The 22508-nt window shown below is 73.3% G+C and carries 19 protein-coding genes; 5 read left to right on the top strand and 14 right to left on the bottom strand.

Annotated elements, in window-relative coordinates:
• Positions 1-111: 111 nt before the first annotated feature.
• Both U5640_RS22205 and U5640_RS22200 read left to right on the top strand, forming a co-directional pair.
• A complete protein-coding gene (locus U5640_RS22205) occupies positions 112-585 on the top strand; it encodes a carboxymuconolactone decarboxylase family protein (protein ID WP_340377517.1) in 474 nt (157 codons plus the stop codon).
• A 240-nt stretch (positions 586-825) separates the two neighbouring features.
• Positions 826-2205: an LCP family protein gene (locus U5640_RS22200; RefSeq protein WP_340377516.1), complete on the top strand. Its 1380-nt coding sequence runs from the start codon at positions 826-828 to the stop codon at positions 2203-2205.
• Between the two features lie 279 nt (positions 2206-2484).
• Here U5640_RS22200 and U5640_RS22195 read toward each other — a convergent pair whose 3' ends face one another.
• A complete protein-coding gene (locus tag U5640_RS22195; RefSeq protein ID WP_340377515.1) occupies positions 2485-3324 on the bottom strand; it encodes a LysR family transcriptional regulator in 840 nt (279 codons plus the stop codon).
• Positions 3325-3456: 132 nt separating this feature from the next.
• On the opposite strand from U5640_RS22195, the gene U5640_RS22190 reads away from it, so the two are divergent.
• Positions 3457-4194 carry an SDR family oxidoreductase gene (locus U5640_RS22190; protein WP_340377514.1) on the top strand — a complete coding sequence of 246 codons (738 nt, stop codon included), beginning with the start codon at positions 3457-3459 and terminating at the stop codon, positions 4192-4194.
• A gap of 64 nt (positions 4195-4258) precedes the next feature.
• Here U5640_RS22190 and U5640_RS22185 read toward each other — a convergent pair whose 3' ends face one another.
• Positions 4259-5467, bottom strand: a complete 1209-nt coding sequence (locus U5640_RS22185; RefSeq protein ID WP_340377513.1) for a cysteine desulfurase-like protein — start codon at positions 5465-5467, stop codon at positions 4259-4261.
• A gap of 97 nt (positions 5468-5564) precedes the next feature.
• Between U5640_RS22185 and U5640_RS22180 the strand changes: the two genes are divergently transcribed.
• Entirely contained in the window at positions 5565-6488 is a 924-nt protein-coding gene (locus tag U5640_RS22180; protein ID WP_340377512.1) for a LysR family transcriptional regulator, read from the top strand.
• Positions 6489-6592: 104 nt separating this feature from the next.
• Here the strand turns inward: U5640_RS22180 and U5640_RS22175 are convergent, their stop codons facing one another.
• The 12 genes from U5640_RS22175 to U5640_RS22120 all read right to left on the bottom strand — a co-directional run bounded on the left by U5640_RS22175 (position 6593) and on the right by U5640_RS22120 (position 20702).
• Complete coding sequence (locus U5640_RS22175) at positions 6593-8077, bottom strand: zinc ribbon domain-containing protein (RefSeq protein WP_340377511.1); 1485 nt, start codon at positions 8075-8077, stop codon at positions 6593-6595.
• Positions 8074-8634, bottom strand: a complete 561-nt coding sequence (locus U5640_RS22170; RefSeq protein WP_340377510.1) for a phage tail protein — start codon at positions 8632-8634, stop codon at positions 8074-8076. Before U5640_RS22170 ends, U5640_RS22175 begins: the two co-directional genes overlap by 4 nt.
• 26 nt (positions 8635-8660) lie before the next feature.
• Complete coding sequence (locus tag U5640_RS22165) at positions 8661-10619, bottom strand: putative baseplate assembly protein (RefSeq protein ID WP_340377509.1); 1959 nt, start codon at positions 10617-10619, stop codon at positions 8661-8663.
• The gene (locus U5640_RS22160) at positions 10619-11062 is read right to left on the bottom strand and encodes a GPW/gp25 family protein (RefSeq protein WP_340377508.1); all 444 of its coding nucleotides are present in this window, start codon (positions 11060-11062) and stop codon (positions 10619-10621) included. Before U5640_RS22160 ends, U5640_RS22165 begins: the two co-directional genes overlap by 1 nt.
• Positions 11063-11096: 34 nt before the next feature.
• The gene (locus tag U5640_RS22155) at positions 11097-13010 is read right to left on the bottom strand and encodes a VgrG-related protein (protein ID WP_340377507.1); all 1914 of its coding nucleotides are present in this window, start codon (positions 13008-13010) and stop codon (positions 11097-11099) included.
• A complete protein-coding gene (locus tag U5640_RS22150) occupies positions 13010-13735 on the bottom strand; it encodes a tail protein X (RefSeq protein ID WP_340377506.1) in 726 nt (241 codons plus the stop codon). Before U5640_RS22150 ends, U5640_RS22155 begins: the two co-directional genes overlap by 1 nt.
• Positions 13736-13757: 22 nt before the next feature.
• The gene (locus U5640_RS22145) at positions 13758-14183 is read right to left on the bottom strand and encodes a phage tail protein (protein WP_340377505.1); all 426 of its coding nucleotides are present in this window, start codon (positions 14181-14183) and stop codon (positions 13758-13760) included.
• A 49-nt stretch (positions 14184-14232) separates the two neighbouring features.
• Complete coding sequence (locus tag U5640_RS22140) at positions 14233-15570, bottom strand: hypothetical protein (RefSeq protein WP_340377504.1); 1338 nt, start codon at positions 15568-15570, stop codon at positions 14233-14235.
• Between the two features lie 2388 nt (positions 15571-17958).
• On the bottom strand, positions 17959-18117 hold the full coding sequence (locus U5640_RS22135; RefSeq protein ID WP_099054051.1) for a DUF6760 family protein: 159 nt from the start codon (positions 18115-18117) through the stop codon (positions 17959-17961).
• Positions 18114-18614: a hypothetical protein gene (locus U5640_RS22130; RefSeq protein WP_340377503.1), complete on the bottom strand. Its 501-nt coding sequence runs from the start codon at positions 18612-18614 to the stop codon at positions 18114-18116. The genes U5640_RS22135 and U5640_RS22130 overlap by 4 nt, the downstream gene beginning before the upstream one ends.
• Entirely contained in the window at positions 18614-19057 is a 444-nt protein-coding gene (locus U5640_RS22125) for a phage tail protein (protein ID WP_340377502.1), read from the bottom strand. Before U5640_RS22125 ends, U5640_RS22130 begins: the two co-directional genes overlap by 1 nt.
• 64 nt (positions 19058-19121) lie before the next feature.
• On the bottom strand, positions 19122-20702 hold the full coding sequence (locus tag U5640_RS22120; RefSeq protein WP_340377501.1) for a phage tail sheath subtilisin-like domain-containing protein: 1581 nt from the start codon (positions 20700-20702) through the stop codon (positions 19122-19124).
• Between the two features lie 292 nt (positions 20703-20994).
• Here U5640_RS22120 and U5640_RS22115 point away from each other — a divergent pair, with 292 nt between their 5' ends.
• On the top strand, positions 20995-22458 hold the full coding sequence (locus tag U5640_RS22115; protein ID WP_340377500.1) for a hydrolase: 1464 nt from the start codon (positions 20995-20997) through the stop codon (positions 22456-22458).
• The last annotated feature ends 50 nt before the right edge of the window (positions 22459-22508 follow it).

The following is a 22508-nucleotide window of genomic DNA, read 5'->3' as shown; positions in this document are numbered from 1 at the left end:
CCCACGACCGGCCAGGATGTGACGCAGGTCACATCCTGGCCGGTCACACTCGTCCGGGGCGCTCCGTCAGAGAGGTGTAACCAGCCGAGAGCAAGCTCACGAGGAGACACCATGGACGCGCGCCTCAACCTCTTCGCCAACCCTGTCGCCGGCAAGTTCACCCGGTACATCAACTCGGCCGGCAAGGTGATCGCCGACTCCACCCTGCCGGCGGCGACCCAGGAGCTGGTGAAGCTCCGCGCCAGCCAGATCAACGGCTGCGGCTTCTGCACCGACATGCACAGCAAGGACGCGGCCCACGCCGGTGAGACCGCCCAGCGCCTGTACCTGGTCGCGGCCTGGCGGGAGGCCACGGTCTTCACCGAGGCCGAGCGCGCCGCCCTGGAGCTGACCGAGCAGGGCACCCGTATCGCCGACGCGGCGGGCGGCGTCACGGACGCGGCCTGGGAGAACGCGGCCAAGCACTACGACGAGGACCAGCTCGCCGCCCTCGTCTCCCTGATCGCCCTGATCAACGCCTACAACCGCCTCAACGTCGTCGTCCAGCAGCCGGCGGGCGGCTACCGGCCGGGCATGTTCGGCTGAGGCCGCGGGCCCGCGCGACGGTCTGACGGGACCTCTGATCTGCGCAACAGAGCAACCGTTGGGCCGTTGTGCGAGTCTCCTGAAACGTCTGTGCTCGTCGGACGTATTCCTACCTGCGTGTAGTGTTCCGGCGTTCGGCGGTGACCACGCCGGCGACCCGAGCACGGTGTACGGGGTGAAACGGCCGATGCGGAGGGACGGGCGCCGATGAGCGGAACGAGAAGGCGTGGACACGCTCCGATGGAGTCGGCCGGCCGCGGGGGCGGAGGCGGTGGCGGCCGTACGAGGCTGACCCGGCGCGGCCGGATCGTCGCCTGGGGCGGCGGGGTGACCGCCGTGGTCGTCCTCGCGGTCGGCGGTGTCGGTGCCTGGATCTACCAGGACCTCAACAACAACATCGGGCGGGCCGACGTCGACGGCAAGCTCGGCGGGGACCGTCCCGAGAACCTCAGCCCGGGCTCCAAGAACATCCTGCTCGTGGGGTCCGACAGCCGGGACGGCGCCAACGCCAAGTACGGCAAGGACCTGACCACCATGCAGTCGGACACGCTGATGGTGCTGCACATCCCGGCCGACCGTCAGTGGGCGTCGGTGGTCTCCTTCCCGCGGGACTCCTGGGTGGAGATACCTTCCTGCGAGAAGGGCGACGGGGGCACGTCCTCCCCTCACCACTTCAAGATCAACGAGGCGTTCGCGATCGGTGGCAGCGGCGGCGAGGTCGCCGGGGCCGCCGCGTGCAGCATCAAGACCATCGAGGCGAACACCGGTCTGCGCATCGACCACTTCATGTCGATCGACTTCTCCGGCTTCAAGGGCATGGTCGACGCGCTGGAGGGCATCGAGGTCTGTCCCGAGGCGGCCATCCACGACAAGAAGGCCCATCTGGACCTGGAGGCCGGGTGCCAGACGATCAAGGGGGAGAAGGCCCTCGGTTACGTCCGCACCCGCTACAGCGTGGGCGACGGCTCCGACATCGGCCGGATCGGCCGCCAGCAGGAGTTCATGGACGCCATGGCCAAGAAGGCCAAGTCCAAGCTCACGGACGCCGACGCGATGTACGGCTTCCTCCAGTCCGTCACCAAGTCCCTCACCGCCGACACCGCGCTGGCCGGCATCGAGCCGCTGTACGGCCTGGCGAACGAGCTGAAGGGCATCGACAGCGACCGGCTGAGCTTCGTCACCGTGCCCAACTACGGCCGGGAGGCCGACCAGCCCACCGACAAGGCGAACGTCGTCTGGCAGTACCCGCAGGCCGCCCAGCTGTTCACCTCCCTCGCCCAGGACAAGGAGGTCACCAAGGCGCAGGTGGAGGCCGCCAAGAAGGACGTGGTGTACGCGTCCTCGGTGAAGTTCCAGGTCCTCAACGGCACCGGAATCGGCGGCCGGGCGGCGGCCGTGGCCGAGCGGCTCACCGAGGCCGGCTACAGCCTCGCCGGTACCGGCAACGCGCCTTCGACGGTCTCCACGACCACGGTCACCTACCCGGCGGGACTTCAGCGCCAGGCCGCCGCGCTCGCCTCGCGGATCCCCAACGCCCGCGCGGTGCAGGACGCCTCGGCGGCGGCCGGCGTGGTCACGGTGGTCGTGGGACCGGACCTGAAGGTGGAGGACGTCGCCTGACCGGAGGTGATCGAGTGTGGTCGCGAGGGCTCAGGAAATGCTGTAAGGTTGATCTTGAGCCGGTCACCGGGAAACAAAAACGGTGAACGACCTCTGCGTTGGTGGTCCAAGGAAAGACGCCCCGCTTCCTGCGGGGAAATGCAGGTGCAAGGCCTGCCCGGCGCTCCGATGACGAGTCCCATCCCGTGTCGCACGGGGTGGGACTCGTTCGTTCTCCCCCTCGACCCCTCGACCCCTCGACCGGGCGGCCCCGGCGGTTCCGGCGGACGGAGAAGCCGGTCAGCGGTCGGTCGCCGTGCGGACCAGGTCGGCCGTCGCGCGCAGCCGGCTCTGCGGCGGCCAGGCGATCACCGTCGTCACGGGCGCCGCGTCCACGACCGGCACGGCGACGAGATCCCGGCGAAGGTCGGCCCCGGCGGACTCGGGCACGACGACGGTGGTGCGGCCGAGCGCGATCAGCTGGAAGAGCTGGGTCAGGTTGCGCACCTCGGCCCCCGGCCCCTGCGGATAGCAGCCGTCGGGTCCGGGCCAGCGGGCCATCGGGAGGTCCGGCAGCGCGGCGACCTCGGCCGCCCGGACCTCGGAGCGGGCCGCCAGCGGGTGGGCGACGGGCAGGACCGCCACCTGCCCCTCGGTGCACAGGACCTCGGTGTCGAATCCGGCCGCCGAGTCGAACGGCAGATGCAGCAGCGCCACGTCGGCCCGTCCCTCGCGCAGCGCCTGCTGCGGCTGGTGCGCCTCGCAGAGCAGCAGGTCGACGGTGGCCGCACCGGGGCGCGCGCGGTAGGCGTCGAGCAGGTCGGCGAGCAGGACGCCGCCGGTGCCGCTCTTCACGGCGAGGACCAGACGGGGACGGGGCCGCGCGGCCTGCCGGGTGCGCCGCTCGGCCGCGGCCACCGCGGCGAGGATCACGCGCGCCTCGGCCAGCAGGACGGCCCCGGCCTCGGTGAGCGCGACTTTGCGGCTCGTACCCTCCAACAGGGTGACCCCGAGCCGCCGTTCGAGCTGCGCGAGCGCACGGGACAGCGGCGGCTGGGCCATCTCCAGACGCTCGGCGGCCCGGCCGAAGTGCAGTTCCTCGGCGAGGGCGACGAAGTACCGCAGCTCGCGTATCTCCATGCCCGCACGGTAGCCGCCGGGCCGGCCCGGCGACCCATGCCGCCCCCGCGATCGACGCCGCCCGCGCGATCGATGCCGCCCGGGCATCGCTGCCGTACCGGGCAGGTGTTGGTGCCCGGGCGCCGCGCGGCCATGCTCGCTGTCATGAGCGAGCAGAGGATCGCGCTGGTCACCGGCGCGAACAAGGGCATCGGGTACGAGATCGCGGCCGGACTCGGCGCACGGGGCTGGAGCGTCGGGGTCGGCGCCCGGGACGCGCGGCGCGGGGCCGACGCGGTGGCGACACTGCGGGCGGCGGGCGCCGACGCGTTCGCCGTACCCCTGGACGTGACCGACGACGACAGCGTCACCGCCGCGGCCCGGCTGATCGAGGAACGGGCGGGACGCCTCGACGTGCTGGTCAACAACGCCGGTGTCGCGGGCGGTCGGGCGCAGGAGCCGTCGGCCCTCGACCTCGGGACCGTACGAGGGCTGGTGGAGACCAACGTCCTCGGAGTCGTCCGGGTCACCAACGCGATGCTGCCGCTGCTGCGCCGCTCGGCGCACCCGCGCATCGTCAACCAGTCCAGCCACGTCGGCTCGCTGACCCTGCAGAGCGCGCCCGGCGTGGACCTCGGCGGGATCAGCGGGGCCTACGCGCCGACGAAGACCTTCCTCAACGCCGTCACCGTCCAGTACGCCAAGGAGCTGCGCGGCACCGGCATCCTGGTCAACGCCGCCTGCCCCGGCTATGTGGCCACCGACCTCAACGGCTTCAGCGGGACGGCGACCCCCCGGCAGGGCGCGGCGATCGCCGTCCGGCTGGCGGCACTGCCGGACGACGGCCCCACCGGCCTGCTGCACGACGACGACGGGGTCGTGCCCTGGTGACAGCGGTGGGCCGGGGGCCGGGCGCGGGGGCGGGGGGCGAGGACCGTGGGTGCGGGCGGCCGGGTCAGGCTCCGGTGACGAAGGAGGAGAGGCCGTCGAGGAAGCGGTCCGCCTCCTCGACGGTGTTGTAGGGCGCCAGGCCGACGCGCAGGGCCGGGTCCTGGAGCTTGAGCGCGGTGAAGGGCTCGTGGGCGTAGAACGAGCCGGCGGGGGCGAGGACGCCGCGCTCCGCCAGGTGCACCTGGGCCGCGCGGGCGTCGCGGCCTTCGAGGGTCATCAGCAGCGTCGGGGTGCGGTCGGCGGCGACCGAGTGCACCGTGACGGCGTCGCCCAGGGCACGCAGCCCCTCCTCCAGCCGGGTGCGCAGCACGCCCTCGTGCTCGTGCAGGGCGTCCAGCGAGTGCGCGAGCCGTTCCCTGCGCGTGCTGCCGGGGCCCGGGTCGAGCGCGGCGAGGAAGTCCACGGCGGCGGTGGCGCCCGCCAGGATCTCGTAGGGCAGCGTGCCGAACTCGAAGCGCTCCGGGACGGTGTCGGGGGAGGGCAGGAGCTTGTCCGGGCGCAGGGTCTCCAGGAGTCCGGGCGCACCCGCGAGCACCCCGCAGTGCGGTCCGAGGAACTTGTACGGCGAGCAGACGAACAGGTCGGCGCCGAGCGCGGGGACGTCCACCAGGTGGTGGGCGGCGTAGTGCACGCCGTCCACGTACACCAGGGCGCCGGCCTCGTGCGCCAGGTCGGCGATCCGGCGGACGGGGGGCTTGGTGCCGAGCACGTTGGAGGCCGCCGTGACCGCGACCAGGCGCGTCCGGGAGGACAGCGCCCGCTCCAGCGAGCCGAGGTCCAGCTCCGCCGTCCCGGCGTCGATCCCGATCCAGCGGACGGTGACCCCGGCGCGCTCGGCGGCCTGGACCCAGGGGCGGACGTTGCAGTCGTGGTCCAGCCGGCTGAGGACGATCTCGTCACCGGCCCGCCAGTCCTTGGCGAGGTGGCGGGAGAAGTCGTAGGTGAGCTGGGTGGCGCTGCGCCCGTGCACGATGCCGCCCGCGGGGACGCCGAGCAGATCGGCGTAGGCGGCGCGGAACTCCGTGACGGCGCGTTCGGCGTTCAGCTCGGACGGGCTGACGGTGCCCCGGTTGGAGAGGGGGCCGGTCAGGGTCGCGGCGACGGCGTCGGCGACGGGGCGGGGCGTCTGGGTGCCGCCCGGGCCGTCGAAGAAGGCGAGACCCCCGTCGAGCGAGGGGAAGTGGGCCCGGAGGGCGGTCAGGTCGATGGCCATGGCCTCGGCTTTCAGGGAGACGGCGGGCTTCCTAGACTCTGGCACCGGGCCCGCGGACACGTAAAGCGAGGGATCACGAAGGGAGAGTTCACGGTTCATGAACCGCCAGCCGGATCTGAAACTGCTGTCGACCTTCCTGGCCGTCGTGGACCGCGGTTCCATGGCCGAGGCCGCGGCGGCCCTCGGCTACGTGCCCTCCGCGGTGTCCCAGCACATCGCCGCACTGGAGCGGGACCTCGGCGTGGAGCTGCTGGTACGCCGTCCGGGCAGCCGGCTGATCCTGACCGCGGCCGGCCGGTCCCTCGCGCAGGAGGCGGGGACGCTCTTCGAGGCGACCGCGCGTTTCCAGGACGCCGCCGCCCGCATCGCGGACCGCGACGTCGCCGAACTGCGCGTCGGCGCCTACCCCAGCGCGATGAGCCATCTCTTCCCCGGGGTGCTGGCCGCGCTGCGCCCCCGCCGCCGGGGCGTGCGAATCCGGCTGGTGATCGTGGAGACGCACGAGGGGCTGCCGAGGGTCACCTCGGGAGACCTCGACCTGCTCATCGCCTACCGCTATCTGCCCGAGGACCCGCCGAGCCCGTCCGCCGACTGGTACGTCACCTCGCTGGGCCATGAGCCCCTGGTCCTCGTCGCGGGCCCGCGCCCGGACGCCCGCCCGTGGGAACTGGCGGACTGCCTGAGCATGGAATGGACCTCGGGCCACGCCCGCAGCCCCGACCGCCGGCTGCTCCACCGCTGGGCCGGAGAGCTGGGCATCTCGCCCGAGGTCACCCTGGAGACCGAGGACCTGCACAGCATGCTGGCCATGATCGGCGCGGGCCTGGCGGTGGGCCTGATTCCGGCGACCCTCCTCACCGGGGACGCCGACCGACCCCGGGTGGAACGGGTCGCCCTCCCCCCGGAAGCCACCCCGCTCCACCGCGAGGTACTGGCCGTGAGCCGCCCGGGCGCCCGGCATCCGGTGGTCGAGGAACTGCTGGGGTTGCTGGCGGAGGCGTTGCGCGCCGGTCGGGGGTGAGCGTCGCCGTCAGCCGGGTCTGCGCCGCCTTCGCGGCCCACGCCGGGCCGGCCGCGATGGTCCTTCGCGGCCGGCCCTTCCTGGCCGACCCTTCCCGGTGCCCCCTACGACCCGTTCGCGCTGGACGGTCCGAAGAACTCGATCTCCGCTATCGCCACCTGCTTGCTCGCCGACGCCCCGTACGACGACTCGATCGTGAAGCGGACCTTCGTGACCTCGCCGACGCGGAAGGCGCGGCGCTGGCCGCCCGCCTGCTGGTCGAGGACCAGGTCGCGGGTCGCCGTGGTGCCGTCCTTCAGGGTGATCGTCGCCTTGACGCGGTGCGGCAGGGCCGACTCCGTGAGCTGCTCCGCGCGCGTCGAGGTGCCCGGCGTGATGACCAGGTCGAGCAGCCGGGTCGGCTCGTTGAAGCGGGCCTCGATCCACTCGCCCTCGCCCGACTGCGAGACGCCCGGACCCCACCAACTGTTGTTGATCTTGTCGAAGGCCAGGTCGGGCTTGTGACCGGGGTAGGAGCGGGACGCCGCGTACGTGTCCGGCGACACCGCCGCCCGCTTGGCGAAGTGGTCCTTGGTCGCCTGGATCGCGTCCGGAGCCTTCACCCCGGCGGTGATCAGCAGCGTGAGGACGACCGCGGCCATCACCCAGGTGAGGATCCGGTCGAAGGTCCGGCGCAGACGGGGGCGGTCCCCGGCCCACGGTGTCTCGCCGCCCCGCCCGAACAGCCGCCGCCACCACGGCAGCCGGGTCGAGGAGCGGTCCTCCATGGTCATGGGCATCGCGCAGCGCGAGCAGTAGTGCCGGTCGGGCCGGTTCGGGGTGGCACACCAGGGGCAGGGGACGCCGTTCAGCTCACCCTGCACCGGGCCGGGCGCGCGGACCTGCGGCCGGTCCGCCACCGGGACGCCGGGCAGCACCGGCGCCACGGACGGGGGTGCGGGCGCGGGCTGCTCCGGATCGGCGACGGGGACCAGCAGGGAACGGGCCCGGGCCGCCATCGTGTCGCCGAGCGCGGGGGCGGGGGCGGGGGTCGTCGCGTCCCCGGGAGGGGTGGGGGCCGTACCGTCGGCGGGTGTCGTGTCCGGGGGGAGGGCGGGGAGGGGGGTTTCGGCCGTGTCCTCGTCGTTTTCGTCGTCGGCCCCGGGGCCGACCCCGGAGGCGCTTCCAGGGGTGTTCCCTGCGTCGTCCCTGATGTCGTCCCTGCTGTCGTCCCCGTCGTTGTCCCTGGGGTCGTTCTCGTCGCGGGGGCGGTTGCCGGCCGTCGGGCGGGCCGGGGAGCTGTCCTCCGCCTCCGTCTCGGCCTCGGCCTCCGTCTCGGCCTCGGCCTCCGTCTCGGCCTCGTCGCGGGTGCGGGGAGAGGACGGCGGTGCCGCCGCCGTCGTGGCGGAGGACGCGGGGGTGGACGCGGAGGAGGCCGCGGGGGTGGACGCCGAGGCCGACGACGCCGGGGCGCCGGCCGCCGTTCCGGCTCTCGCCGGGGCCCGGTCGCGGTCGCGGTCCGTCCAGCTCAGTACGGCCCCGCATGCGTCGCAGAAGGACTGGCCGGGTTCCGCCCGGGTGCCGCACTCGGCGCAGTTCTGGGTGGTCATCGTCTCTTCGGGGTCCTTTCGGCGACGGTCACCTTGACCGTGTAGGGCATGTGGGCGGGGCGGGCGGCGGCCACGAGGGCGTCCAGACGGTGTTCGTCCGCCGGGCCGGGGTCGGGCAGGCGGACCGTGACGTGCAGATGGGGGCGGGCGTCGCCGGGGAACGGGCCGAGGGGCCGGGCGCTCCAGGCCGAGCCGCCGCTCTCCTCGATCTCCGGCTCCACACCGAACGCCAGCCGCACGGCCTCGGCCAGCCCCCGGCGGGTGCCGCGCACCCGGTGCAGGTACGCGGCCGCGGCGACGGCGGCCCGCAGCCTCGGCTCCGGTTCCGTGCCGTCGGTCTCCGCGCCGACCCAGCCGGCCAGCCAGCGGGTGAAGTCGACCGGGGCGAGCGCCGGGTCGAAGTAGGCGGGCAGACAGTCCAGGACGTTCAGGATGGGCGCCAGGACCTCGTCCAGCCCGCCCACGAAGCGCTGCGCGAGATCGTCGTCAGCGAACACGGCGGGCAGCATCGCCCCGATCGGCGCGGACGACCCGAGCCCGTCGACGGAACCCCTCATCGACCCACCCCTCTCCCACGTGTCTCTCACGTCCCGTCCCCGATCACCCGCACCCGGTGGTCGTACGAGAACACCAGCGCGGGCGCGGCCAGATCGATGCGGTCGGTCGCATCGCCGCGCTTGCCGGTCAGCGGGTCGGCCGGGTGCAGGGTGACCTGGTCGACCAGCTCCACCCCCGGCACCCGCTGGAGCACCGCGAACACCTCACCGGACTGCACCGGACGCCCGAACGGCCAGCCCTTGCCGTCCGCGCCGCCGGTCAGCGGATCGAGGTGGCGGTAGAGGGCGTCGTGGGCCTGGCGGCGCACCCGGTCGGTGTCGACGCCGCGGAAGGCGTGCACCGTCGCGACCACCGTGATGCCCTGGTAGTACGGCGGTCCGACCGCCAGCCGCGTCCCGATGAGGCGGCGTTCGTCCAGGTGCCGCATGATGCGGTCCAGCATGGCGTCGCCGGGGACGAGTTGCTCGAAGCGGAGGCGGCCGCCGGGGTCCGGCACCGCCTGCGGGACCACCAGGACCCGTACCGCGTAGGAGCCGTGCTCGTCGGGCTCGCCCTCCAGGCAGGTGATGCGGGCGGTCTCCGGGGCGGCCCGGCGGGCGAGTTCCTCGTAGTCCCGCAGGGTCACGGCGCGTTCCTGGGCGCGCAGCGTGATCGGCGCGCGCAGCTTCGCCTCCTCGACCGTCTCGCCGTCGACGCCGCCGCGCGCGGCCTCCCGGTTGACGACCTCGGAGACGTACGGCACGGAGGTGCGCAGCACCCGCACCGCGCCCCGGGCCACGTTCCCGGCCCGCCCGCCGCCGGTGCGGTAGCGGCGGGCGCGGACGAAGGCGCCCTTGGGGGCCACCGCGCCGTACTGGCGCAGGGTGCCGTCGGGTTCGCGGACGGACGGGCCGAAGGCGATCTCGCCGGTGGCGGCGTCGAGGGTGATGTGGCGGTCGTCCGCGCCGGAGGCGGCGAAGTGGGGGACGACCTGCCAGTCGACCCAGCCCTCGTGCTCGGTGGTCTGGAGCAGCACCGGCGGGGTGTCGCCGACGACGGGGGCGTGGGCGAGCCGCAGCCGCTGGCCGGGCAGGCCCGTCGACTCGCCGAGGTTCTCGTCGAGGACGGTCTCGGCGTGGACGGCGGGGGCCGTGCCGCCGACCGTGAAGGCCTCGACGGAGCGGACCGTCGGGGAGGTGGTGTAGAAGGGCTGGCCGACCAGGGGTTCGGTGACGCGGCAGCGCAGCCAGCCCGCCTCCTGCCCGCCGGAGCGGGACAGGACGTGGCCGCCGGGGATGTGCAGGACGATCTCGCCGGGGCGGTTGAGGCCGCCGGTGCCGTCGCGGTCGACCTCGCAGGGCTGCCAGCCGTCCTCCGTCCACGCCTCCCAGACCAGCGGGGGCTGACGGGGGTCGACGCCGACACCGTCGACGCGGCTGTCGAGTTCCAGGGCGACCGCGCAGTGCGGGACGGCGGCGCTGAGGCCGAGGAGCATGCAGTCGCCGGGGCGCGGGGCCTCGGCGAAGCACAGCACGTCCTTGCCCTCGGCGAGATCGGTGGTGAGGTCGGTGACCGGCTGCCCCTGCCGCTGTACGACGAGGTGCGACAACGCGCTGGGTACGACGCTGAGTTCGCGTTCCGTCGCGAAGACGACCGCCTCCTCGCTCTCCGTGCGGACCGTCGCCACCTCGGTGCCGGACGGCAGCAGCACCGGCTCCTCCTGGGGCGCCGACAGCCAGAAGGTGACCTCGGTGCGGGCCGCGGACGGCGGGAAGAGCCGGATGCCGACCAGGTCCAGGAACGCCAGGTGGTTCTTGTCCGGGACCCGGTTGAGGCGGTACACGATCTGGTCGGCCATGTGCGCGACCGTCTCGACGAGCGTGACGCCCGGATCGGAGACGTTGTGGTCGGTCCACTCCGGCGCGCGCTGCTGGATGTAGCGCTTGGCGTCGTCGACGAACTGCTGGAAGCGGCGGTCGTCCAGGTTGGGGGAGGGCAGGGCCATCAGCGGTCGCTTTCGGAAGCCGCACCGGAGGAGCCGGGCGGACCGGGCTCTTCGTGGGACGGAATGACGTAGAACGGGAAGACGAGACTGCGCGGGTTGTTGGTCCCGCGGATGGAGTAGCGGACGTCGATCCAGAGCACGCCCTGCTCGGCACCGGCCGTCACCTCGACGTCGTTGACCTCGATGCGCGGCTCCCAGCGGTCCAGGCTCGTGTACACCTCGTGCTGGATGCGGCCCGCGGTCGCCTCGTTGACCGGCGCGAACACCAGGTCGTGGATGGCGCAGCCGAACTCCGGGCGCATGGGGCGCTCGCCCGGCGCGGTGGCCAGGATCAGCCGGATCGCCTCCTCGATCTCGCGCTCGCCGCTGACCATGGCGATGCCTCCGGTGGGGCCGATCCGCAGCGGGAACGCCCAGCCCGACCCGACGAATTGTTCGGCCATCAGTCGGCCACCCTTCTGGGGTAACGCCCGGCTCTCACGGGATCGGATACGGCTTGTTGTTGACCATCACGACGCCCTGCAGCAGGAGGGTGACCGCCCGGATGCCCACGTTGGCGGTGGCGTTGACCTGCACGGTGCCGCCGGAGGTGACCGTGGCGGCGCCGCCCGCCTTCAGGCTGAGCGCGCCGAGCGCGTCCACGGACACCACACTGCTCAGCGACTTGACGTTGACCGGCCCGGTGCCGCGGATGTCGAGCAGCCCGCCGCTCTTGATGGTGAGCTTGCGGCCCGCGCTCAGGGTGAGCTCGGTGCCCGCCTCGACGGACACCGACCGGGTGCCGGTGATCTTGACGGAGCCCTTGCTGTCGACGGTGATCTCGGTCTGCGTCCGGTCCAGGTTGATGACGAGCTTGTCGTCCCCGGACGTCACCCTGACCCCCTGCTTGCGGCCGCCGGTCTTCTGGCTGAGCAGGTCGACGCGGTTGCCGTCCCGGTCGGAGAGGGTGTGCCGGGCGGCACGCCGCCGGGCCCCGTCGTGCAGCGGCACGTCCTTCACGGGGGTCGGCTTGTCCTTGCCGTTGTAGAGGCCGCCGATGACGTACGGATGGTCGAGGGCGCCCCGGTCGAAGGCGACCAGCACCTCGTCGCCCACGTCGAGCGGGAAGATCGACCCGCCGTCCTTGCCGCCCCACTGCACGACCCGGGTCCAGTCGGAGACGTACACGTCGTCGAGCCAGGGGAACTGGAGCTTGACCCGCCCCTGCTTCAGCGGGTCCTGTACGTCCGTCACCAGCGCGTTCGTCGTCCCCGGGAGGTGCAGGCCGTTGTGCGAGGCGGCGCCCCCGCCGCCGGAGGCGAGCCCGTACAGCGACCGCCACTGGCGCCCGCTGACCGTCACCCAGGCCTCGTAGTGCTTGCCGTCGCCGAAGACGTGCCGTACGGACGTGGCGGTGTACTTGCCCTCGAAGGGCGCGCCGACGTCGGCGAGGGTGACGGGCAGACCCGGCCGCAGCTTCGGGGTGCCGCGCGCGATGACCTCCAGCTCGGCGAAGGACCCGGTGACGTCGTCGGCGAGGGCCTCGGCGGCGAACTTCACCTCCGACTGCCGGTCGTACGGCGTCTGCGCGTCGACCAGCTTCGCCGGCTTGAACTTGGCGGCCGCCTCCCCCGGGGTCGTCCCGATGCTGATGCCGGGGTTGGTGGTGGCGGGCGCGGTCGCGGTGAGCTTCTTCTTCGTGGTCACGTCCCAGCCGCGCGCCTCGACCGTGGCGACCTGCTCGGCGGTGGTGACGGCGGCCCGCAGCCGCAGGATGTCCGTACCGGCTTCGAGCACGTACGGGCTCTTCTCACCGGGTGTCGAGGTGGGCGGCGCCCCGGAGGCGGGGTCGGGCCTGACGAACTGGAACTTCCCCTTCGAGTCGACCGACATCACCATCTCGTTCTCGTCGGCGAGACGGGCGAGGAAGTCCCAGTCGGTGACGTTGGCCTGGCTGATGAACTCGTAGACCGTCTTCGTCGACTGGATCTTCCCGACGGACACCCCGGCCTGCGCGGCGAGTTTGCGGGCGATGTCGGAGGCGCTCTGGTTGCGGTACGCGGCGATCCGGCGCTGGCGCATCAGGCGGTGGCCGGCGTCGTACCCCCGGATGACGGTGAAGGACCCGGTGCCGTCGTAGTCGGCCTCCAGCCCGCACACCTCACCCGTGAACAGCGGATCGCCGGCGCCCTGCCCGTCGGCGATCGGCGTCAGCACCACCGGCGTACCGAACTTGACGCCCAGCTTGCCGAGGACGAGCCGGTAGGGGTCGCGGAACGTCAGCCGGAACGAGGCGGGCACCCCGAGCCCCTGGTCCACCCAGCCCTCCACCAGCAGCGGCGCGAGGTCGGGCGGCAACGGGCCGCCGCCCAGGGTGACCTTGATGATGTTGGAGAACGCGGTCGCCACCATCAGGAACGCACCTCCCCGGCGGACGGCAGGATCAGCTCGATCCCGGTGGGCAGCCGGGTCGGGTCGTCGATGCCGTTGGCCTCGGCGATGTCCCGCCACGCGGCCGTGTCGCCGTACTCCCGCCAGGCCAGCGACTGGAGCGAGTCACCGGCCACGACACGGTGCACCCGCTGCGCGGTCAGCGCGCCCGAGGTCGGGTTCTGCCCCTTGGTCTTGCTGGGGATCTCGTGCAGCCGCACCTGACAGGTGGCGCGGATCGGCACACCGGTCGTACCGAACAGGGTGTACGACACGTCGACGCTGCTGACGTACGCCGTGAAGTGCACCGTCGAGAACGACCCCCACTGGAACACCACCCACGGCGGCGAGGGCTGGTTCGCGGCGATGCTGCCGGTGGTGACCTCGCAGCAGTCGAACAGCGACTCCACCTTCTGCATCACGGTGTTGCTGTCCGGCTGGTCGGAGGAGTCCAGGAAGATCTCCACGCTCATCTCGCGCGGCTCCGGCCCCATGAACTCCGGCTTCGAACCGTCCCGGACGGCCGCCGTCGGGGTCACCTTCCACAGTGCCCGTCGCGCCACCTGCAGTTGCGCCGGATTGAACTCGAACTCGAACGACTTCCGCAGCCCGCCCGGGGTGGTGCTGGTGCCGACCGGCGGTTCGTGGATCGAGAGGGTCGCGCGGACCAGGCTCTTGCCCGCCCCGCTCCTGCTGCCCTTGGCCATGTCGTCGGGTCCCCTTCCCGTCCTAGTCGGTGAAACCGTGGTGCGTGATCTCCAGGACCTCCGTGGCGACCCCCGGGCTCTCGGGGTTCAGGGAGGGGCCCTGCCAGCTGACCGGCAGCACATCGATGAGCCCCCACCGGGCCACCTCGGAACCGTCCGCCCGCAGCGCCGCGATCTGCGCGGTCGGCCGGGTCACGCCGGTGGTGATCGAGGAGATCCACTTGGCCACCTTGGCGGTGTCCGGGGTGAGGGGGCGGGTGAGGCGGATGGTGGAGAAGGTGACGCGGGAGGGCAGCGCCCAGACGAAGCCGTTGTTCCCGCCTTCCTGGCGGTGCTCGATCTCCACCTGGGAGGACAGGCCCTCGCACCCGTTGAAGTACCCGAGGCTCTCGCCGTCGATGGTCAGGGTGAAGAAGATGGTGGAGCCCGGGTCGAGATCGCGGGACATCGGGGGTCAGGCCTTTCTTGGGGCGCCGGTCGGTGGCAATCGGTGGCGGTCAGTGGCGGGGGTCGCGGAGTCTGCCGATGCGTTCGCGGTCCAGGCGGAGTTCGGTGCGCAGCAGGCGGGTGATACGGCCGGTGAGGCGGTGGGTCAATTCGTCGAGCTGGAAGTCGGTGAGGGAGCGCGGGTCGAAGGCGGGCGGTGCGGCGGCGGCACTGTCCCGGGTCTCGGCGGGCTCGGGGACGGGGGCCGGGGCGCGTTTCTGCGAGGTCCGGGGTGGGGTCGGGGGCGTGGGAGGTGTGGGGGGTGTGGGGGGTGCGAGGCGTTGGAGGGGAGGGGTGGCGCGCTGGATGGTGGGGGCGACGGGCGTGGTGGGGGTGGCGGGGGTGGTGGGGGTGATGGCTGTCGGCGAGGGCGGGGTGGTGAAGGAGACGGGGCGCGGCTGGACCACGGGGAGGGGAGCCGTGCCGGGGTGGGGGCGGCGCAGGGGGACGGGGGCGGTGCGGGTGCGGCGCTGGACGGGGGGTGTGAAGGGGGCGGCGGTCAGGGGCGGCTGGGGGGTGGCCGCGGCGGCCGGTGGCTGGGTGGGGGCGAAGGCGCGCTGGATCGCCTCTGGGACCGGGGTGGGGGTCGGGGTGGGAGCCAGGGCGCGCTGGATCGCCTCCGGGACCGGGACCGGGACAGGGGTGATCGGTGTGGGGGTGGCAGGGCGGGCGGGAAGAGGGACACCGAGCGCGGACGGCTTGGCGATGGCGCGCTGTACGGCCGGGGGTGTCGGGTTGCCGGGGGCGGCCTGCGCCTGCGGGGGGCGTGAACCGGCCGACGGCCGCGGGGCGTTGGCGGACTGCGGGACGGGGGCGCCGAGGCCGGTCCGGGGGCGCGGGGTGGCCGCGCGCTGTACGGGCCGGCCGACGGGGTTCGCGATGGCGGGCCTGGGGCGCGGGGGGACGGCGGGTGCGGGGCGCGCGGTTTCTGGCGCCTGGGGCGTGGGGGCGGGGGCCGGTGCGGTTGCGGCTCGCTGGACGTCGTGGGGGGTGGTGGCCTGTCGGCCGGTGGGCCCGGTGGGTGCCGACAGGCCGGGTTCCGCCGCTGCGGGGGTACGGCTGTCCTGGCGCGGGAGCGTGGGCGCGGGTACGTCCGTGCCCGGGGCCGGGGGTACGGCCCGCTGGACGGAGGGCACGGGAACCGGCGCCGGGGCGGGCGTGGGTGCGGCGCCGGGGCCCTGGGCGGTGACGGCTGCTGCGGGGGAGGCCCCGGGGGAGACCGCGCGCTGGACGGGGGCGGCGGCTGAGGGCGTGGGGGTGAAGGGGGCGCTGGGCGTCTGCAAAGGCGCGCGCTGGACGGAGGGGGCGGCTGGAGGCGCCGCGGTGGGGGGCGCGGAGGTGGGAGACACGGACGCGACGGAAGCTTGCGGTGCCTGGGAGGCGGCGCGCCGGATCGGGGGGGTGGCCAGGGGGCGGGTGGCAGGCGTCTGGGAAGACGACTGCTGCACGGGGAAGTCGGGAGGAGGAGAGGCGGAAGGGGGCTTGGGCGCGGGGGAGACCGTGCGCTGGAGGGGGTGGTTTGCCGAGGGCGGCGTGGTGGGGGGTGTGGCGGGTTGTGCCTTCGGCGTGGGGGTGTTGAGGGGTGCGTGCGAGACCGTCCGCTGGAGGGGCGGGTTTGCCGACGGTGGGGTGGCTGGTGGGGTCTTGGGCGTGGGGGTGTCTTGGGGTGCGTGCGGGGCCGTCTGCTGGGCGGGGTGGTTTGCCGAGGGCGGGGTGGTGGGGGGTGTGGCGGGTTGTGCCTTCGGCATGGGGGTGTTGAGGGGTGCGGGTGAGGCCGTGCGCTGGAGGGGCGGGTTTGCCGACGGTGGGGTGGGCCGTTGGGGCGCCGGTGTGGGGGTGTTGAGGGGTGCGTGCGAGACCGTCCGCTGGAGGGGCGGGTTCGCCGACGGTGGGGTGGCTGGTGGGGTCTTGGGCGTGGGGGTGTCTTGGGGTGCGTGCGCGGTCGTCTGCTGGGCGGGGTGGTTTGCCGAGGGCGGGGTGGTGGGGGGTGTGGCGGGTTGTGGCTTCGGCATGGGGGTGTTGAGGGGTGCGGGTGAGGCCGTCCGCTGGAGGGGCGGGTTTGCCGACGGTGGGGTGGGCCGTTGGGGCGCCGGTGTGGGGGTGTTGAGGGGTGCGGGTGAGGCCGTGCGCTGGAGGGGCGGGTTTGCCGACGGTGGGGTGGCTGGTGGGGTCTTGGGCGTGGGGGTGTCTTGGGGTGCGTGCGCGGTCGTCTGCTGGGCGGGGTGGTTTGCCGAGGGCGGGGTGGTGGGGGGTGTGGCGGGTTGTGGCTTCGGCGTGGGGGTGTTGAGGGGTGCGTGCGAGACCGTCCGCTGGAGGGGCGGGTTCGCCGACTGCCGGGTGGACGGTTGGGCCTTGGGCGTGGGGGTCTGTTCAGGTGCGTGCGCGGTCGTCCGCTCGGGCGGCTGGTCGGCCGACGGCGTGGCCCGTGGGATCGCCGGTGTGGGGGTGTTCCGGGGCGCATGCGAGACCGCCCGCTGGAGAGGGAGGACCTGGTCTTGTGCGGGGTGTCCGCCGACGGAAGGCGCAGGCGCCTCGGCGGCGGGTGCCGGCGCGGGACCCGGGCCCGGGGCGGGCTCCTTACCGGCCGCCGGACGGTCGCCGTCGGTGCCCTCGGCCCGGGGCGCGGACGGGGTGGACGGGGTGGACGGGAGACGGGCGGGCAGCGTACGCCGCTGCACCGGGGCCGTGGCCGACCTGGTCAGAGGGGTCGAGGGCGCCGCCGGACGCGCAGCCGCCGGGGACACCCGGACACCCCGCGCCGGGGTGGCCGACGGCAGGGTCGCGGGGCGTACGGGGTGCCGTTGCACCACCGGGACGGGGCCGGGGGAAGCCGAAGCCGAAGGGGGCGGTGACGTGGCGCCGGGAAGAACCGGGCCGGACGGGGCAGCCGGGGCCCGCTGGACGGCGGGTGCGACGCCGGGACGGCTCGGGAGGACGGCACCCGCACCGGGCAGGACGGATGCGGCACGCTGGATCGCCGGTCCCGGAGCGGCGACTACCGGTGCCGAAGCCGGGAGCGTCCGTCCGGTCACGGGCCGTGCGGGGGCCGCACCGGGACGTATCGCCGAAGCCCCGGACGGAGCGGTACCCCTCCCCGGACGCGCGGCCGAGAGCCCCGGCAGCGCGGAAGCGGCCCGAGCCGGTACGGCCCCGGGCACACCGGACGCACTTCCGGGCAGCCCTGATGCCACCCCGGGTACGGCTCGCTGTACGACGACGGGAACGGCCCGCTGAACCCCCGCAAGTCCCGGCACGTTTCCCGGCAGCCCCGGCACCGGTGCCGTCTGCACAGGAACCGAACCCGAACCCGGAACCGAACCCGGAACCGGACCCCGACCCGAACTGGACGGCGTCGCTGGCGCAGCCGCAGCCGCCCCCACCCCGTTGCCCAGCACCCCGTTGCCCAGCACCCCGTTGCCCAGCACCCCGCCCCGGCTCCCGTCCAGGGTCGTCAGAGGGCGTACGTCCGTGAAGGCCGGGTTCTGCCAGGTGGCCAGCCGGCCGCCGAAACCGGCGTCGGCGACCCCCGCCGCCCCACCGGACGCCGCCGCCCGCTGGATCGGCGGCAGCCGCGTCCAGGACGCGGCCACCACGGGTCCGGCACCCCCGCCGGACGTACCGCCGGCCACCGTCCCGAAATCCGTACCCGAATCCACCGCTCCCGGTTCCGCGGGTGTCGCCGGTGACTCCGCGGTCCGTCGTCCGCCGCCCCGGAATCGATCCAGAAGACCCACCGGTCAGCCCTCCGTTCCGCCCCGGGTGACCAGGGTGCCGATGTGGTCCGTCCAGCGGCGGCGGTCGTGGTGTTCCAGGTCCAGGATGTCGTCCAGGGACCAGTGGAAGTGGTAGGCGACGTACGCGATCTCCTCGTGCAGCCGGTCGGTCGCGTACGTCACGATTCCCCCAGGCGGCTCCCGCCCAGTTCCACCTCGAAGGGCTCCGCGCAGTGCGGGCACTCCACGGACGCGCGGGTGTGGCCCTCGGCGTTGATCTGGCGGTAGAAGTCCTGGAGGAAGGCGAGGTCGGAGGCGAACATGTTCTCCACCACGCCGTCGTGGACGAGGGGGAGCGTGCCGAGGCGGGTGATGACCCGGCCCAGGAGGACCACCGACAGGTACGCCGGGTTCTCCTGGACGCGGATGTCCCGGAGCGGGACGAGTTCGTCGCGCGCCGTCGACAGCCGCATGACACCCTCGCGGTGGACCGTGCCCGCCTCGTCGACGTACCCGCGCGGCAGTTCGAAGGCGAACTCCGTCTGCAGGGTCTGCCGTTGCACGGGGGCCGGCGCGGGCGCAGAGGGCGGGAGCGGGGCCGCCGCCTCCCGGAACTCCGGGGAGTCCTGGGAGGGCTGCTCCGTCTCCGCCCGCGGCGCCCGCACAGCCGTACGCCGCATTACTCGATGACCAGTTCTTCGAACGTGATCGTCACGGTCTCGGTCAGCGCCGACGCCTCGCCCGCCTTCACGGTGCTGGTGTCGATCTTGCTGCACCACGCGTTGCGCATGTTGTACCGCTTGACCGGGTTGTTCATGTAGTCCATGACCATGATCGTGGCGTTCTTGCGGGCGGAGCCCATCGAGCCGTTGATCGACTCGGTGATCCACTGGTTGAACGCGGCGGACTGGGTCATACCGCGGACGACGGTGCAGGTGCCCGCCTTCTTCACGCCCGGCAGCTTCTTGGTGATTGGCTTGCCCTGCGCGGAGACCTGCTGGTACTCGATGACGTCCTGTTCGAGGCTGAGGCCGCTGACCTCGGCGAGGTACTCGACCATCACGCCGTCGATCTGCAGGCCGAAATTGTGCGAAGTAAGGGCGTCACCCGGCTGGAGGCTCATCTTCGGTTCCTTCTGGTCCTTCTAGGGGGTTGCGGGGAGGGTTACGAGGAGAGAGCGGGCGGACCTACTCCTCCAGCTCCCCGTTGCCGCTCGAGAACTGCGCCAGCCGGAAGATCACGAACTCGGCCGGCTTGACCGGCGCGATGCCGATCTCGCACACCACCCGGCCGACGTCGACCGACTCCGGCGGGTTGGTCTCCTCGTCGCACTTGACGTAGTACGCGTCCTCGGGCTTGGCGCCGAACAGGGCGCCGCTGCGCCACTCGTTGACCAGGAACGCCGAGACGTTGCGCCGGATCCGGGCCCACAGGGCGTGGTCGTTCGGCTCGAACACCACCCACTGGGTGCCGATCAGGATCGACTCCTCCAGGTAGTTGAAGTACCGGCGGACGTTGAGGTAGCGCCAGGCCGGGTCGGAGGACAGGGTGCGGGCGCCCCAGATGCGGATGCCCCGGCCGGGGAACGCGCGGATGCAGTTCACGCCGATGGGGTTGAGGAGGTCCTGCTCGCCCCGGGTGATCTGGATCTCCAGGTCCACCGCGCCGCGCACGACCTCGTTCGCGGGGGCCTTGTGCACGCCGCGCTCGGAGTCGTTGCGGGCCCACACGCCGGCGACGTGGCCGCTCGGCGGGATCAGCCGGGACTGGCCGGAGGCCGGGTCGAAGGACTTGATCCAGGGGTAGTACAGGGCGGCGTACTTGGAGTCGTAGCCGGCCGTCTCCTGGCGCCAGACCCGGATCTGGCGGGCGTTGAGGCCCGGCGGCGGGTCGATGATCGCGACGCGGTCGCCCATCAGCTCGCAGTGCGCGATCAGGCCGAGCTGGACGGCCTTGACCTGCTCCAGGTCGATCGCGCCGCGCTGGTAGGCGGCCATCAGGTCGGGCACCGCGACCATGGAGATCTCGTCGACGGCCTCCAGGCCGCCGAAGCCGGTGCGGTCGGCGCTGTCGCCGAGGTACTGGGCGGGGCCGACGCTGACGGTGTCGTCGGCTGCGGGCGCGGCGGGCGCGGCGGCGGACGCCGCAGGCAGCGCGACGGTCTGGTTGTCCGGGCGGGCGAGCTGCGCGGCGGGCGCGGCCTCGGCCACGGCGATGAACCGGGACCGCTCCTTGACCTGGGTGACGACGTAGGCGCGGTTGCCCTTCTTGGCGCTGACGTCGAACGTCTCGACCGGCTGGTCGCCGTCCTTGACGATCAGCTTGAACCGCTCGGCGGGGCCCTCGCCGTCCGCGTCCGCGACCTCGACGCTCAGGTTGCCCGGCGCGGTCGCGGTCACCGAGAAGGTGCCGAGCTGCTTCGGCTCACCGGCGGGCAGCGCGGCCGGGGCGGCCGAACCGGTCACCGCGGAGGGGGACTTGGCGTCGCCGGAGGCGCCCGCGGCGGTGCCGCCGACCCGGACGACGTAGGCGGCCGAACCGCCGTTGTTGAAGAAGCCGTAGACGGAGTGCGCCAGGTAGTACCCGTCGGTGAAGTCACCGAACGCCGCGACGTACTGGGTCCAGTTGGTCACCAGGGTCGGCTCGTTGAGCGGGCCGGTCGGCGCGAGTCCGACGAAGGCCGCCACCGAGGTGCCCACCCCCTCGATCGGGCGGGAGCCGCTGGCCACCTCCTCGACGTATACGCCGGGCGACAGGTAGGACGGCATGCTGTGCTCTCCTCGGGGTACGCGTCAGGACGTTCCCACCGTCACGCGCGAAGCGCGTCGCTCGAAACGGCCTCCGGTGCACGTCCCGGGGCACAGTCGCTGCCCGGTCGGGCACCAGGAGCCCGGGGACCGGCCTGGCGCGGGCCGGGGGGGGCGCGGGGGCCCCGCGGGGCTCCGGGGGCGGACCTGGGGGCCTGCCCGGACGGGAGGGCAGCCGGTGCGGTCCTGCCGGGCAGCCGCTCTGCCCCACGGCCTCTGACCCCGGTCACCGGCCACACCGTAGCGTCGGTGCGTGAGCCTGTGGACCTCCCTCGAACCCGCCTCCGTCACCGTGGACCCCGGCAGCCGGGCGACCGTCCGGCTGCGGGTGCGCAACACCGGTGATGTCGTCGACGAGTACCGTTTCGAGCCCGTCGGGGACGTCGCGCCCTGGACGACGGTGGAGCCGCAGACGCTGCGGCTGTACCCGGGGACGACCGGCACGGTCGAGCTGACCTTCGCGCCGCCCCGGACCTCGGACGCCACGGCGGGGCCCAACCCGTACGCCGTGCGGATCACGCCGACCGAGCACCCGGACGCGGTGACCGTGCCGGAGGGGAATCTGACGATCACCCCGTTCACGGAGGTGCGGGCCGAGCTGGTGCCGCCGACCGTGAAGGGGCGGCTCAAGGGCCGGCCGCGCCTCGCGATCGACAACCTCGGCAACACCAAGGTGACGGCGTCCCTGAGCGGCGGCGACAACGGCGACCGGCTCCAGTACGAACTCCAGCCCGCCAACGTGCAGATCGAGCCCGGCCGGGCCGTGTTCGTGGACACCACCCTGCGGCCCCGGCAGATCATCTGGTTCGGCTCCAAGGAGGAGCAGCCCTACCGGCTGGCCGTACGGCGGTCGGGGGCGCAGCCCCTGGAGGTCGACGGCACCTTCGTGCAGCGCGGGTTCCTGCCGCGCTGGCTGGCGACCGCGCTGAGCGTCACCATGGCACTGGCGATCGCGTTCGTGATGATCTGGCTGGCGTACAAGCCGCAGGTGCGTTCCCTCGCCTCGGAGAAGCTGGCGGAGGCCGGCGCCACCGCGCTGCCCAGCCCCTCGGCGCCCATCGTGAGCGCGCCGCCCGCCGCCGCGACCAGTGCCCCCGCGGCGCCGGAGGTCCCCGCGGACACCGGCGGGGCGGCGACGGCCGGCAGCGGAAGCGGCAGCGGCGGCAGTGGTGGCAGTGGTGGCGGAAGCGGCGGCGGCAGTGGCGGCGGGTCGTCGAACACGACGGTCAAGCCGAAGAAGCAGACCGCCGCGGACGCGGTGCAGGCACTGGCGGCGCGCAGCGACGGCCGGCACATCTGCTACCGCGCCTATGTCGCCGACCGCGGCTGGCAGGACCCGGTGTGCGACGGCGCGATCGCCGGTACGACCGGCAAGAGCCTGCCCATCAAGGAGCTGAACATCGCCACGGTGGGCACCAAGGGCGTCAACGGCAACGGCGCGCATGTGACCGAGGGCTGGCTGACCGGCGGCAAGTGGTCGAGCGCGGCGGACGGCGCCGACATGTACATCGGCAGCCTCAAGGAGGCGGTCTCGCCCCTCCAGGGTTTCACCATCGGGTTGGGCGACGGCAGCTCGGTCTGCCAGAACGCGCACATCAAGGACAAGGGCTGGCGCGGCGTGGGCTGTTCGGACCCCAACGCCAAGGACAAGTGGATCTACGGCGGCAGCCCCATGGACTGGAAGCTCCAGCTGGAGGCGGTCCGCTTCACCCTCTGAGCCGCCGCACCGGCGCCTCAGCGTCCAGGACACGTCGAAAGGACCCGTGA

This window comes from Streptomyces sp. SS7 (assembly GCF_037993025.1).
GTDB lineage: Bacteria > Actinomycetota > Actinomycetes > Streptomycetales > Streptomycetaceae > Streptomyces.
This window is presented reverse-complemented; position numbering and strand designations above follow the sequence as displayed.